Origin of the sequence: Actinomadura montaniterrae, assembly GCF_008923365.1 — a bacterium.
GTDB lineage: Bacteria > Actinomycetota > Actinomycetes > Streptosporangiales > Streptosporangiaceae > Spirillospora > Spirillospora montaniterrae.
The window spans coordinates 48,695-61,943 of sequence record NZ_WBMR01000035.1 but is presented as its reverse complement, the minus strand read 5'-3'; the positions used below and the strand labels follow the sequence as shown (position 1 = coordinate 61,943).

Below are 13,249 nucleotides of genomic sequence, written 5' to 3'. Positions count from 1 at the left end.
CGGGCCGCGGAGCGGCGGGCGTCGGCGCGCAGGTCGGTCTCCGGGGCGCCGCGCGCCACCACGGCCCCGCCCGCGGCCGCGCTCACGGTCGCGTCGGAGACCAGCGCCGGCAGCGCCGCGGCCGCCGCCGGGGTCCACAGCAGCGACAGGCAGCCGACCAGGAAGGACGCCGCCAGCGTCCACGGCAGCGCGTCCACCAGCGGCACCGTCAGGACGACCACGAACCGCAGCCCGTCGGCGATCAGCAGCGCGAGCCGCCGGTCGACCCGGTCGGCGAGCGCCCCCGCAAGCGGCGCGAGCAGCACCGCGGGCAGCACCAGCAGGGCGAGCACGCCGCCGACCGCGCGGAGCCGTGCCGTGGTGTCGTCCGCCGGCAGCACCGCCATCGCCGACAGCGCCGGCACCGCGAGCCACTGGCCCAGGCCGGACACCGACAGCGCGGTCCGGAGCCGCCGGAACGGCGCCGCCGCGGCGGAGAGCGACGAGGCACCCGGCTGCGGCGCGGCGGGGTGCGGCCGGGTGGCGTCCGTTCTGGTCATGTCGGTCAGGGTATCGGCGTGAATGTCGTTATGAGCCGGACTTTGCAGAGGTGCGGCGGCGGGTCGTCGTCTTCTTCTTTCCGCCGCCCGCGGCCACCTTCTCACGCCGTTCCGCGAGCAGTTCCGCGGCGCGCTGAATCGTGATGGACTCGACCTCGTCGCCCTTGCGCAGGCTGGCGTTCGTCTCGCCGTCGGTGACGTACGGGCCGAACCGGCCCTCCTTCACCACCACCGGCTTGTCGCTCGCCGGGTCCTTGCCGAGCTCGCGCAGCGGCGCCGCCGCGGCGGCCCGCCGGCCGCGCTGCTTCGGCTGCGCCAGCAGCTCCTTCGCCTGCTCCAGCGTGACGGTGAAGAGCTCCTCCTCCGACCCGAGCGAGCGGCTGTCGGTGCCCTTCTTGATGTACGGCCCGAACCGGCCGTTCTGCGCCGTCACCGGCTCGCCGTCCAGCTCGCCCAGCGTGCGCGGCAGCGACAGCAGCTTCAGCGCGTCGTCCAGCGTGATCGTGTCCAGCGACATCGACTTGAACAGCGAGCCCGTGCGCGGCTTCGGCGCGTCCGCCTTCTTCGTCCGCTTCTTCTTCTCGCCCTCGGCGGGCGGCGCGGCCTCCGGCAGGATCTCGGTGACGTACGGGCCGAACCGCCCCGACTTCGCCACGATCATGTGCCCGGTCTCCGGGTCGGTGCCCAGCTCGCGGTCGCCGGACGGCTGCGCGAGCAGCTCCTCGGCCTTCTCCGCCGTCAGCTCGTCCGGCGCGATGTCGTCGGGGATGTTGACCCGCTCGCCGTCCCGGTCCAGGTACGACCCGTACCGCCCGACCCGGACGACGATGTCGGACCCCTTCACCGGGAACGAGCTGATCCCCTTGGCGTCGATGTCGCCGATGTCCTCGGTGAGCTCCTTGAGCCCCTCTTCACCGTTGTCGCCGAAGTAGAACCGCGTCAGCCACCGGACGCGCTCGGCCTCACCCCGCGCGATCTCGTCGAGACCGTCCTCCATGTGCGCGGTGAAGTCGTAGTCGACCAGGTTCCCAAAATGCTGCTCCAGCAGGTTCACCACGGCGAACGCCAGGAACGACGGGACGAGCGCCGTGCCCTTCTTGAACACGTAGCCGCGGTCCAGGATCGTGCCGATGATCGAGGCGTAGGTGGACGGGCGGCCGATCTCCCGCTCCTCCAGCTCCTTGACCAGCGACGCCTCGGTGTAGCGGGCCGGCGGCCGGGTCGAGTGGCCCTCGGCGTCCACCGCGTTCGCCGACAGCGGGTCGCCCTGCTCCAGGTTCGGCAGCCGCCGCTCCTGGTCGTCGCGGTCGGTGGACGGGTCGTCCGCGCTCTCGACGTACGCCTTCAGGAACCCGTAGAACGTGATCGTCTTACCGGTCGCGCCGAACTCCGCCAGCTCGTTCTGCGTCGACGTGCCGGTCACCCGGATCGACACCGAGCGGCCCGCCGCGTCCTTCATCTGCGACGCGATCGTCCGCTTCCAGATCAGCTCGTACAGCCGGAACTGGTCGCCGGACAGGCCCGTCTCGGCGGGCGTCCGGAAGCTGTCGCCCGCCGGGCGGATCGCCTCGTGCGCCTCCTGCGCGTTCTTCACCTTCGACTGGTAGACGCGCGGCTTGTCCGGCACGTACTCGCCGCCGAACAGGGTCGCCGCCTGCCGCCGCGCCGCCGTGATCGCCGTCTCCGACAGCGTGATCGAGTCGGTTCGCATGTAGGTGATGAAGCCGTTCTCGTACAGCTTCTGCGCCACCGACATCGTGTACTTCGCCGAGAAGCCCAGCTTGCGGCTGGCCTCCTGCTGCAACGTGGTCGTCCGGAACGGCGGGTACGGCTTGCGCGTGTACGGCTTGGACTCGACCGACTTGACCTCGTACGGCCGTCCGCGCAGCCGCTCGGCCAGCGCGCGCGCCGAGGGCTCGTCCAGGTGCAGCGTGTCCTTGGTCTTCAGCGTGCCGTCCGACGCGAAGTCGCGGCCCTGCGCGACCCGCTTGCCGTCCACGGAGACGAGCCCGGCCTTGAACGCCTTGGGCTCCTCCTCCTTGCCCGTGTCGAACTCGGCGAGGATGTCCCAGTAGTGCGCCGGGACGAACGCAATCCGCTCCCGCTCCCGCTCCACCACCAGCCGCGTCGCCACCGACTGCACCCGGCCCGCCGACAGCTTCGGCATGACCTTCTTCCACAGCACGGGGCTGACCTCGTACCCGTACAGGCGGTCCAGGACGCGGCGCGTCTCCTGCGCGTTCACCAGCGGCATGTTCAGCTGCCGCGGGTTCGCGGCGGCGCGCTGGATCGCGTCCTTGGTGATCTCGTTGAAGACCATCCGGTGCACGGGGACCTTCGGGTTCAGGACCTCCTGGAGGTGCCAGGCGATCGCCTCGCCCTCCCGGTCCTCGTCCGTCGCGAGGAAGAGCTCGTCGGCCTCGGCCAGCAGCTTCTTGAGCTTGGCGACCTGCGCCTTCTTGTCGGTGTTGACCACGTAGAGCGGCTCGAAGTCGTGCTCGACGTTCACGCCGAGCTTCGCCCACGGCTCGCCCTTGTACTTGGCCGGCACCTCCGAGGCGCTCCCGGGCAGGTCCCGGATATGGCCGATACTGGACTCCACGATGTAGCCACGGCCCAGGTAACCCGCGATCGTCTTCGCCTTCGCGGGCGACTCGACGATCACCAGGCGCGTGCCGGCGCCGTTCGCCTGGCCACTCTTCGCAGTGCCGTTCTTGGCTGGCACAGTCGCTCCAACCTCGCTGTCTGGTCTTCTAGCTCACACTCTTCTTACACAGGCTTCCTACAACGTCGCATGATGGCGGGTTCATGCCCGGATGCCCCAATGCCGCCCCTTCGGTTCCGCTCCGCCCGTGGCGGGCGCAACCCCTCGACCGCCGCTCGCCTCCGGACAGGATGACATGCCGCCACCCCCCGTGCGGACCGGGCCGCCACCGTACGATGCACAACACCCGGTCCACCAAGTAATAATGGTCGCAATGGTGCAGTACACCTACCTCGTCCTGTCACTGCCGGCCGGCACCACGCGTGACACCGCCCGGCAGATCCTGACCGAGCACGCCGAACACGGCGGCTGGGAGATCGATCGGTTGCGCCTCTACCCGGACGGCCGCCGCCGTATTCAACTGCGCCGCAAGGTCATCCGCGCCGTCCGCACGTTCTGACGGCCCCACCGGGCGTTCCGGCTGTTCGGCCCGATCGCGGAGGTTCGCTCCGTTTCCCCCGTCACCGGTGATCCAGGGTCGTTCGCGGCGGGTCCGCCGAGTCCCGGACGGAGCGTAGCACTACGTGCGAATGCTATGACGTCCCGTAATCATATTCGCCGAGAATGGCTTCGCCCGCCCCGGACCGCCCCCGCGGCCCGCCCCCGGGCGCCGGGCCCCGCCCGGGGGGGGGGCGGGCCCCCCCCCCCCCCCCCCCCCCGCCGGACCGGCCCTCACCGGCCGCCCGCGATCGGCGGCAGCGGGCCGGGAGCGATCAGCCAGGGGCCGGGAGCCGTCAGCCGCGGGCCGGGAGCCGTCAGCCGCGGGCCGGGCGCAGGCGGCGGGTCAGCGCGACCGCGCCGGAGAACGCCGCGGCGATCGTCGCCACTCCGAGCACCCACAGCGACCCGTCCTCGGCCGCGGGCGCCAGGCGCTCGCGCTCGGCGACGGTCCGGACCGGGCCGAGGTCGGCCACCTTCTTGGGCGCCTTGACGGCCCCGGCGGGCAGCGCGACGTTCCCCGCGGCGGGCAGCTTGACGGCGCCGGTCTTGGGCAGCTTGACCCCGTGCGCCCCCGGCAGGCCGGGGACCGGCAGCGGGTTCCCGGCCTTTCCGGTCACCGCGCCCGGGTTCACCGGCAGCGTCGCGATCGTCATGCCGTTGCCGCCGGTGCGGACCGTCCGCTTCCCCGCGGCGGGCGCCTGCGGCAGCCCGTTGACCTTCGGCGTGACCGTCGGCGTCATGCCGCCGCCGAGCGCGTTGTTCACCGTCGGCAGGTTGCCGTGGACGGGCACGGCCTGCGCACCGGGCAGGCTCTGCAGCCCGGGCAGGCTCTGGGCAGCGGGCAGGCCCTGCGCGACCGGCAGGTTCTGCGCGACCGGCAGGTTCTGCGCGACCGGCAGCTGCGAGCCGGGGACCGGGCCCAGGGACGGCGCGCCGGTGCGTTGCTCGGCGGTGCGCTGCTCGGCGGTGCCCGGCAGCAGGTTCGTCGCGGACAGGGCGTCCGACACCGGGACGCTCTTGGTCGCGGGGATGCCGTTCACCTGCGCGGCCGTCCCGGACACGGCCTGGCCGGCGTCCGGCAGCCCCGTCACGGGCAGGTTGGCCGCGGGCGGCTTGGTCGCGGGGAGGCCGGCGTCCGGCAGGCCGGTCACGGGCAGGCCGGTCGCGGGCAGCGCGCCCGGTCCGCCGTCGCGGTGGTTCGCGGTGGCGGGCAGCTTCGGCAGGACGGGCAGCCCCGGGTTCACCGGCAGCGGGGTCGGGGTCTCGCCCGCGGACCGCGCGTAGGGGTGGTAGCCGCCGAAGCCCGGCCCGTCCTGGCAGTGCGCGAGGGAGCGGCCGACCACGGCGCCGACGTTCCCGCACACGTCCACCGGGGCCTTCGCCGGCGCGTGCGCCTGGTTGCCGCCGCCGACGCTGCCGTTCCCGGACGTCCGGCCGCCGCCCTGCGGGCCCTCGACCAGCGTCTGCCCGTTGCAGTGCGCGGCCGCCTGGCCGACGACCGCGGCGGCGTTGCCGCAGACGTCGACGGGGGCGGTGATCGGCGCGTTGCCCTGGTTGCCGCCGACGACGCTGCCGGTGCCGGACGTGTGCTGGCCGCCGGAGCTGCTGCGCACGTGCGCGCCGCCCTCGCAGTACGCGCCCGCCTCGCCGACCAGCGCCGCCGCGTTCCCGCAGACGGTCGCGGGGACGCTGATGGGCGCGTTCGCCTGGTTCCCGCCGATGACGCTGGACACCCCGTCGGTGGTCTGCCCGCCGGACCCGTGGCCGCCGTTGCGGACCGACGCCCCGCCCTCGCATTCGGCGAGGGCGTTGCCGATCGCGTTGCCGCACACGTCCACCGGCGCGCTGACCGGGGCGTTCGCCTGGTTGCCGCCGAGCACGCTGTGCAGCCCGGACGTCTTCTGCCCGGCGCCGGTGTGCCCGCCGTTCTTGACGATCGCGCCGCCCTCGCAGCCGGCCACCGCCTCGCCGACGATCGCGACCGCGTTGCCGCAGACGTTCACCGGCGCGCTGATCGGCGCGTTCACCTGGTTGCCCGCGATGACGCCGAGCGCGCCGTCGGTGGTCTGGCCGCCGCTGCCGTGGCCCGCGCCGCCGCCGTTGTGCACGGTCGCGCCGCCCTTGCAGCCCGCCTCGGCCTTGCCGATGATCGCCACGGCGTTGCCGCAGACGTCTACGGGCGCGGAGATCGGGGCGTTGACCTGGTTGCCGCCGAGGACGCTGTGCTCGCCGGACGTCTTCTGCCCGCCGGACCCGCCGCCGTTGAGCACCGACGAGCCGCCCTTGCAGCCCGCGTCCGCCTTGCCGATCAGCGCGACGGCGTTGCCGCAGGCGTTGACCGGCGCGCTGATCGGCGCGCTGACCTGGTTGCCGCCGCCGACGCTGCCGGTGCCGGAGGTGTGCTGCCCGCCTCCGCCGCCGTTCAGCACGGACGCGCCGCCCTTGGACACGCCGTGCCCGCTGCCGACGATCCCGGCGCCGTTCCCGCTGACGTCGACCGGCGCCGAGATCGGCAGGTCGACCTGGTTGCCGCCGAGGACGCTGCCGTCGCCGTTGGTGGCGTCGGCGAAGGCGTTGGCGGGGACGACGCTGACGCCGAGGGCGACGAAACTCGCGGTGAGCGCCGCGGTGCGCGCGGTGCTTTTTGCCCACGTTCGCATGATGCTCCGTTCGGGGGATGATGAATGGAATGCCGAGACACGCGTTCGGTCTCGTGGGAAGGACACGCCTGACGGCACGCTCACGCAGGGCCCGAGCCGCACGGGCCCACGCCGGGAGCGTTCTGATCAGGGATTAGTCAGGCGCGAAGGAGGGCTCGTCCGCTGCCGTGCGGACGGCCGGGGGAACCGCGCCGACATTGCGCGGAACGCGGGCTCGCGGCGGAACCGGAGCCCAGGGGAAAGCGGCCGGCAGGCCGGCGGCGGCACCGATCGGAACACCGCCGCAGGTCGCCGAATGCGTGCCGGGCTCGCCCGGCGCCTGGAAGGGCGCGGGGTGCCGCTCGAGGGCACGGTGATGCCGGACATGGGACGCCTGGCGCGTCCCGGAGGCCGCGTGCGACCGGTCCGGCGACCGGCGCGCCGGCACCGCGCTCCTCGCCGCACGGCGAGGTGCGCTGTGCGCCTTCTGCGGGCTCGCGTGCCGGTCCGCCGGCGCGGCGGCCTCGGCCGCCGACTCCGGCGGCACCGGCTTCGCGGACCCGGCCGGCGCCAGTGCCCGCACGGACGCGGGGTGCTTGACGGCCCCGGCCACCGACGGGATCGGCGTGCGCGGGGCCTTCAGCACGTGCGCCAGCACGGGGGCGCCGTCCGCGACGACCTCGGCCGGCGCGGGCGGGGCCTTGACCGCCGGTGCGACCGGCGGCGCCGGGAGCTCGGCGGCGCGGGCGGTCGCCTGCTGCGCCATGCCGCCGAGGAGCCAGCCCGCGATCAGCAGGCCGGCGAGGACGAGCAGCCGCCGGACGATCCGCCCGGTGAGGGCACGCCGCAGCGGGACGGGAACCGTCCCTGCCCGCGCCGCGACACCTGCCACCGTGAGACCTCCGTTGCGACCACCGCCCATCCCTCACGGGACGGGCGGGTCCCTACGAACGGTGACGATAGCACCACAGACCGCATTGGCAACGGGAATTTCAAGACCGGTCGAGGAATTGGTCGAGAACCCGCACGCCGAAGCGCAGGCCGTCCACGGGAACGCGCTCGTCGATGCCGTGGAACATTCCGGAAAAGTCCAACTCTGGGGGCAATCTCAGCGGCGCGAAACCGAAGCACCGCATTCCCAGCCGCGCGAACGACTTGGCGTCCGTCCCGCCGCTCAGGCAGTACGGCACCGGCAGCGCCCCCGGATCCTCCGAGGTCAGCGCCGCCTCCATCGCCGCGACCAGCGCCCCCTCGTACTCGGTCTCCACCGCGTGGTCGTGATGCACGAAATCACGCGTGACGCCCGGCCCGAGAAGTTCGTCCACCGTCGCGAAGAAATCGTCCTCGAAACCCGGCAGGAAACGCCCGTCCACCTGAGCCGTCGCGCTCTGCGGAATCACATTCGTCTTGTAGCCCGCGTCCAGCCGGGTCGGATTCAGCGTGTGCCGCAGCGTCGCCCCGATCATCCGCGCCAGCGGGCCGATCTTCTCCAGGGCCTCCTCCGGGCGCTCCGGATCGAACTCGACCCCGTACGCCAGGCACGCCCGCTCCAGGAACGCCCGCACCGTCTTCGTCAGCCGCACCGGGAACTCGTGCTCGCCCAGCCGCGCCACGGCCGCCGCCAGCGCCGTCACGGCGTTGTCCGGATGCACCATCGACCCGTGCCCGGCCGTCCCCGCGGCGGTCAGGTTCATCCACGCGATGCCCTTCTCCGCCGTCTCGATCAGGTACATCCGCTTGTCGCCCGGCACGGTCAGGCTGAACCCGCCGACCTCCCCGACGGCCTCGGTGCACCCCTCGAACAGCTCCGGGTGCTCGTCGACGAGCCACCGGGCGCCCCACTTCCCGCCGGCCTCCTCGTCCGCCAGGAAGGCGAGCACCACGTCCCGCGGCGGCCTGCGCCCCTCCCGGAGCCGCTGCCGCGCCACCGCGAGGATCATCGCGTCCATGTCCTTCATGTCCACGGCCCCGCGGCCCCAGACGCACCCGTCCGCGATCTCCCCGCCGAACGGGTCCCGTGTCCAGTCCTCCCGGCGCGCCGGCACCACGTCGAGGTGCCCGTGCAGCAGCAGCGCGTCCCGCGAGGGGTCCTCCCCCTCGATCCGCGCGACGACGCTCGCCCTCCCGGGATGCGACTCGAGGATCCGCGCCTCCAGCCCCACCTCCGCGAGTCTCTCCGCGACGTACTCCGCCGCGACCCGTTCCCCGGGTCCCGAATGATCTCCCGGATTGCTGGTGTCGATCCGGATCAGCTCCTGGCAGAGCCCGACGACCTCGTCCTCAGCGGTCGGCTGGTGGGCCACAGTGATCACCTTCGCGCTAGCCGTCCTCGTACCCCACCATCGTGCCCGCTCGATCGACTTCGCCGCGACTCGGCTCCTTTGGTATGGTGAAGCCCGCCGCAGCCGCGCTGCGGCCTGCGACACCGGTCCGGGTGGCGGAATAGGCAGACGCGCTAGCTTGAGGTGCTAGTGCCCTTCACGGGGCATGGGGGTTCAAGTCCCCCCTCGGACACCAGCATCACCCCGTAAGGGGCGCGAAAAGCTCGGCTTGGGGAAGGATCTCGAGCCGGGCTTTTTTCATTGGCCCTGATCAGCATGCGCATCGATCCCCCGCTGACGACCGCTGGTCTGTTCGCTCTCCAGGTAGGCGAGGGCAGGAGTCAGCGTCCTGGGGTGAGCAGGTTGCGGACACGGCTGACGGCGGCCGCGGCGGGCCAGAGGCGGGTCGCCATGTTGCGGGCGGCGATGGCGGTGCGGGTCCGGGGGACCATCAGCGCGGCGGCGGCGGAGACGTTGTTCTGCTTGGGGTCGACGAGGGTGCGGTGCTTGGCCTCGTAGCGGGCGAAGGCCGCCCGATGGTCGGCGGGCGTGGCCGCGAGTTCTTCGGCGAGGGTATAGGCGCCGGCCATGGCCATGGTGGAGCCGTCGCCGAAGAGCGATACGGACGAGGCGGCGTCGCCGAGCAGCGCGATGCGGCCGTTGTGCCAGCGGTCGAGGCGGACCCTGCTCACCGAGTCCAGCCACAGGTCGTCGGCGGTGCGGACGCGGTCCAGGAGTTCGGGCAGGCGCCAGCCGCCGCCTGAGTAGGCGTCGATGACGATCCGCTTGTGCTGCTCGACGTCGCGGGGGTCGAAGCCCTCGATCGCCGGGCTGCGGAAGATGAACGCCGCCAGGGACCGGCCGTGGACGGGGTGGACCGAGACGAGCCGGCCCGGGGTGTTGTGCAGCACGACGTCCCGCTGGTCGGCGGCCCTCCCGTCCCACTGCATCGTCGCGACGTACAGGCCCGCGTGGCCGACGAACCGCGACTCGGGGCCGAAAGCGAGCCGGCGGGTCCTCGAGTGCTGGCCGTCGGCGCCGATGACCAGGTCGAACCGGCGCGGCGCGGCGTTCTCGAACGTGACGTCCACGCCGTCGTCGTCCTGGCTCATCGAGGTGATGGTGTCGTCGAAGAGGAACTCGGCGGAGTCCCGGCTCGCCTCGTAGAGGATCTTCGCCAGGTCGGTGCGCGTGACCTCGGCCTCGCCGCTGCCGGCCGCCCGCGCCAGGGCCCGCATGTCGACCCGGCCGACCTCGCGGCCGGAGGCGTTCACGAAGCTCATCGCCGTCACGTCGGTGGCCGCCTCGCGGAGCCGGTCCATCACGCCCATCCGTTCGGCGACCGTCACGGCCGGGCCGCGGACGTCGACCGGGTTGCCGCTGGTGCGCAGGCCCGCCGACCGCTCGACGACGGTGGTCGCGAAACCGCGCGCGGCCAGCCAGTACGCCAGCGTCGGTCCGCCGACGCCGGCTCCGGAGATCAGCACGGTGGGGTTCTCGGCGGTCATGTTCGGCTCCTCTGGGTCGTCGTCTCGTGATGACTGTATGACCAGATTCGAAATCTAGTCAACTAATAGTTTGCGGTTGACCAGATTTCACATCCGGTCATAGGGTCGTCTCATGAGCGCGCGAGCCGAACGACTTCGCGATCCGCGGCAGCGGGCCGAGCGGGCCGCCCGGATCCTCGACGCCGCCGCCGAGCTGCTGGCCCGCCACGGCTACCGACGGGTGACCGTCGACGACGTCGCCGCCGGGGCCGGCATCGGCAAGGGAACCGTCTACCTGCACTGGAAGACCCGCGAGCAGCTGTTCGGCGCGGTCTTCCAGCGCGAGGTGCTGAGGGCGATCGACGAGCTGCGGCAGGCCGTGCGGCGGGACCCGCGGGCGGCCCTGCTGCACGGCTTCGCCCGCACGTACTTCCTGGCCATCACGGACCGGCCGCTGCTCCGCGGGTTCCTGCTCGGCGACCCCGCCCTGCTCGGCAAGCCGACCGCGGAACGCGGCGAGCGCCACGACACCACGTTCCGCGACTACATCGCGCTGCTCGCCGACCGCGCTCTGCTCCGCGACGACATGGACGTCGACGACCTGGCGTACGCCTACCAGTCGACCTTCGAGGGCTTCCTGCGAGCGGAGTCGGACGCCCCCGGCCGGGAAGTTCGCGCGGATCTGCTGGCTCGGACCGTACGGCGCGCCTTCGAGAACGACCCGGAGCCGCCCGAGGCCGTGCTGGCCGACCTCGCGGCCGCCGTGGCCGACCTGCTCACCGCCCTCATCGACGCCGACCGCGCCGAATCCGGCATCCCCGCAGGACGCGACGGCTGACCGGCCGTCGGTCGTTTACGGCCTGGTAGAGGGCCCTCCAGAAGGCGTGGATCAGCGTCGCGGCGAGGGCAAGCGGTGGACTCCGGCGCCGCGGCGGCTCACCGCACCAGCGGCAGGAAGATCGTGTCGACGATCTCTTCGAGGACGTGGTCGGGCGCGGGGGCGAAGGTCGTGAGGAACTCGTGGCGCAGCAGGTCGAAGGGCAGGGTCTTGATGCGCTCGGTGAGGCGTTCCGGGTCGACCTCGCCGCGGTCGGCGGCGCGGGCGAACAGCGCGTCGACGGCCTCCTTGCGCCCCGTCACCGAAGGGTCGAACAGGTCGCCGGGTTCGGTCCCGGTCTCCTGGCGGTAGCCGGCCAGGTGCGCGTTCATGACGACGACGAGCTGGAAGCGGGTGGCGTTGATCTCCCGCAGCAGGGTGAGCACGTCTCCCCGCAGGCTTCCGGTGTCGGGAACGTCCAGGATGTTCTCCCGGGCGACGTGGACGACGGCCGCCCGGACGAGCGCGTCGCGGTCGGGCCAGCGCCGGTAGAGGACCGGCGGGCTGGTGCCCGCCCGCTTGACGACGGCGTCCATGGTGAACCGGGCGTACCCGCCTTCGGTGAGCTCCTGCCAGGCGGCGTCCAGCAGCGCCTTCTCCAGCGCCGCGCCGCGGCGTCGCTCGGCCATGGGAGCCCCCGTCCGCTCTAGATAGACTTGCCTATCTAATCCTAGCCGCCTAGGCTGGCCTCCGTAAGATAGAATCCTCTATCCTAAGGAGTGCCGATGCACACCGCCGGCGCCAAGCCGCCACCACCGCCCGCCGCACCCGCCGGCTCCGGCCGCGTCGACCCCGCCGTGCGGCGGATGACCATCACCCTGATCATCGGCGCGCTCGCCGTCATCTTCGACACGACGATCATGAGCGTCGCCATCGACGGCCTCGCCGGCCGGCTGCACGCCTCGCTCAACGACGCCCAGTGGGTGACGACCGCCTACCTGCTGGCCCTGTCGGCCACGATGCCCGCGGTCGGCTGGGCCCAGTCGGTCCTCGGCGGCAAACGCCTGTGGATCGCCGCCCTGGCCATGTTCTTCCTCGGGTCGCTGCTGTGCGCGGCGGCGTGGAACATCCAGAGCCTGATCGCCTTCCGGGTGGTCCAGGGCGTCGGCGGCGGCATCATGATGGTGCTGATGACCACGCTGATCATGCAGGCGGCCAAGGGCCGCGACATCGGCAGGGTCATGTCGCTGATCACCGTGCCGACGGCCCTGGGCCCGGTCCTCGGCCCGGTCCTGGGCGGCGCCATCCTGCACCTGGCCGACTGGCGCTGGATCTTCCTGTTCAACGTCCCCTTCTGCCTCGTCGGCGGCTACCTGGCCCGGCGCGACCTGCCCGCCGACGAGCCCCGCCCCGCTCCCCGTCCCCGCCTGGACGCCGTGGGCATGCTGCTGCTGTCCCCCGGAATCGCCGCCGCCGTCTACGGCCTCACCCAGCTCGCCGGATCCGACGGCCCGGCCGCCGCCAAGGTGACGCTGCCCCTGGCGGGCGGCCTCGTCCTGCTCATCGGCTACGTCCTGTGGGCGCTGCGACGCGGATCCGGCGCCCTGCTCGACATCCGGCTGCTGCGCCACCGCTCGCTGGCCTCGTCCTCGGCGCTGGTGTTCCTGTCCGGCGCCACCCTGTACGGGACCATGCTCCTGCTGCCGCTGTACTGGCAGCAGGTCCGCGGCGAATCCGCCCTGGACGCCGCACTGCTGCTCATCCCCCAAGGCGTGGGCACGCTGCTGTCCCGCACGCTGGCCGGACGGTACATGGACCGCTTCGGGCCGCGACCGGTCGCCATCGCCGCCCTCGCCGCCTCCCTCGCCGCCACCGTGCCGTTCGGCTTCATCACCGCCTCCACGAGCGACATCACGCTGATGGCCGTGCTGTTCGTCCGCGGCCTCGGGCTGGGCGCGGCCATGATCGCCATCATGGGGGCCGCGTTCGTCGGCATGCGGCGCGACGAGATCCCGGCCGCGTCCAGCATCAGCCGCGTCACCCAGCAGGTCGGCGGTTCCGTGGGCGTCGCGGTCCTCGTCATGATCCTTCAACGCGCCTCCGCCGGCGCCCGCACGCCCGCCGCCCTCGCCACCGGATTCGCGGACGCCTTCTGGTGGTCCGCCGCGTTCACCGCCGCGGCCGTCCCGCTGTGCCTCCTCCTGCCCGGCCGGCCCAGCCCACAGCCGGTCGGCGCGTGAG

Annotated in this window: 9 protein-coding genes, 1 tRNA gene and 1 pseudogene; 4 read left to right on the top strand and 7 right to left on the bottom strand. The window is 72.8% G+C overall.

What is annotated here, in order from left to right; translation table 11 throughout:
• A pseudogene (locus F9B16_RS15320) lies at window positions 1–539 on the bottom strand (MFS transporter); the annotation flags it as partial.
• 28 nt (window positions 540–567) lie between these two features.
• Window positions 568–3,264 carry a type I DNA topoisomerase gene (gene topA, locus F9B16_RS15315; RefSeq protein ID WP_192808802.1) on the bottom strand — a complete coding sequence of 899 codons (2,697 nt, stop codon included), beginning with the start codon at window positions 3,262–3,264 and terminating at the stop codon, window positions 568–570.
• Between the two features lie 253 nt (window positions 3,265–3,517).
• On the opposite strand from topA, the gene F9B16_RS15310 reads away from it, so the two are divergent.
• Window positions 3,518–3,703 carry a DUF5703 family protein gene (locus tag F9B16_RS15310; protein ID WP_151540728.1) on the top strand — a complete coding sequence of 62 codons (186 nt, stop codon included), beginning with the start codon at window positions 3,518–3,520 and terminating at the stop codon, window positions 3,701–3,703.
• A gap of 355 nt (window positions 3,704–4,058) precedes the next feature.
• On the opposite strand, the gene F9B16_RS50875 is transcribed toward F9B16_RS15310, so the two are convergent.
• From F9B16_RS50875 to F9B16_RS15285, 3 genes are all read right to left on the bottom strand, one after another.
• Window positions 4,059–6,404, bottom strand: coding sequence for a chaplin family protein (locus F9B16_RS50875; protein WP_192808801.1), 2,346 nt, complete (start codon window positions 6,402–6,404; stop codon window positions 4,059–4,061).
• Between the two features lie 133 nt (window positions 6,405–6,537).
• Window positions 6,538–7,275 carry a hypothetical protein gene (locus F9B16_RS15290; RefSeq protein ID WP_151540727.1) on the bottom strand — a complete coding sequence of 246 codons (738 nt, stop codon included), beginning with the start codon at window positions 7,273–7,275 and terminating at the stop codon, window positions 6,538–6,540.
• 100 nt (window positions 7,276–7,375) lie between these two features.
• The gene (locus F9B16_RS15285) at window positions 7,376–8,686 is read right to left on the bottom strand and encodes a M20/M25/M40 family metallo-hydrolase (protein WP_225991647.1); all 1,311 of its coding nucleotides are present in this window, start codon (window positions 8,684–8,686) and stop codon (window positions 7,376–7,378) included.
• Window positions 8,687–8,811: 125 nt separating this feature from the next.
• Here F9B16_RS15285 and F9B16_RS15280 point away from each other — a divergent pair.
• Window positions 8,812–8,900: transfer RNA gene (locus tag F9B16_RS15280), tRNA-Leu, on the top strand.
• Between the two features lie 145 nt (window positions 8,901–9,045).
• Here the strand turns inward: F9B16_RS15280 and F9B16_RS15275 are convergent.
• Window positions 9,046–10,212 (bottom strand): FAD-dependent monooxygenase, encoded by a 1,167-nt coding sequence (locus tag F9B16_RS15275; RefSeq protein WP_151540725.1) that lies wholly within the window; start codon window positions 10,210–10,212, stop codon window positions 9,046–9,048.
• Between the two features lie 112 nt (window positions 10,213–10,324).
• On the opposite strand from F9B16_RS15275, the gene F9B16_RS15270 reads away from it, so the two are divergent.
• On the top strand, window positions 10,325–11,029 hold the full coding sequence (locus F9B16_RS15270) for a TetR/AcrR family transcriptional regulator (RefSeq protein ID WP_151540724.1): 705 nt from the start codon (window positions 10,325–10,327) through the stop codon (window positions 11,027–11,029).
• A gap of 98 nt (window positions 11,030–11,127) precedes the next feature.
• Here F9B16_RS15270 and F9B16_RS15265 read toward each other — a convergent pair whose 3' ends face one another.
• Window positions 11,128–11,697, bottom strand: coding sequence for a TetR/AcrR family transcriptional regulator (locus F9B16_RS15265; RefSeq protein ID WP_151540723.1), 570 nt, complete (start codon window positions 11,695–11,697; stop codon window positions 11,128–11,130).
• A gap of 96 nt (window positions 11,698–11,793) precedes the next feature.
• Between F9B16_RS15265 and F9B16_RS15260 the strand changes: the two genes are divergently transcribed.
• Window positions 11,794–13,248 carry an MDR family MFS transporter gene (locus F9B16_RS15260; protein ID WP_192808800.1) on the top strand — a complete coding sequence of 485 codons (1,455 nt, stop codon included), beginning with the start codon at window positions 11,794–11,796 and terminating at the stop codon, window positions 13,246–13,248.
• Window position 13,249 lies beyond the last annotated feature (1 nt).

Excerpts from the sequence above, each read along its gene's own strand:
- F9B16_RS15265 (WP_151540723.1), bottom strand. The coding sequence starts at position 11,697 with ATGGCCGAGCGACGCCGCGGCGCGGCGCTGGAGAAGGCGCTGCTGGAC.
- F9B16_RS15310 (WP_151540728.1), top strand. The coding sequence starts at position 3,518 with ATGGTGCAGTACACCTACCTCGTCCTGTCACTGCCGGCCGGCACCACG.
- F9B16_RS15270 (WP_151540724.1), top strand. The coding sequence starts at position 10,325 with ATGAGCGCGCGAGCCGAACGACTTCGCGATCCGCGGCAGCGGGCCGAG.
- F9B16_RS15275 (WP_151540725.1), bottom strand. The coding sequence starts at position 10,212 with ATGACCGCCGAGAACCCCACCGTGCTGATCTCCGGAGCCGGCGTCGGC.
- F9B16_RS15260 (WP_192808800.1), top strand. The coding sequence starts at position 11,794 with ATGCACACCGCCGGCGCCAAGCCGCCACCACCGCCCGCCGCACCCGCC.
- F9B16_RS50875 (WP_192808801.1), bottom strand. The coding sequence starts at position 6,404 with ATGCGAACGTGGGCAAAAAGCACCGCGCGCACCGCGGCGCTCACCGCG.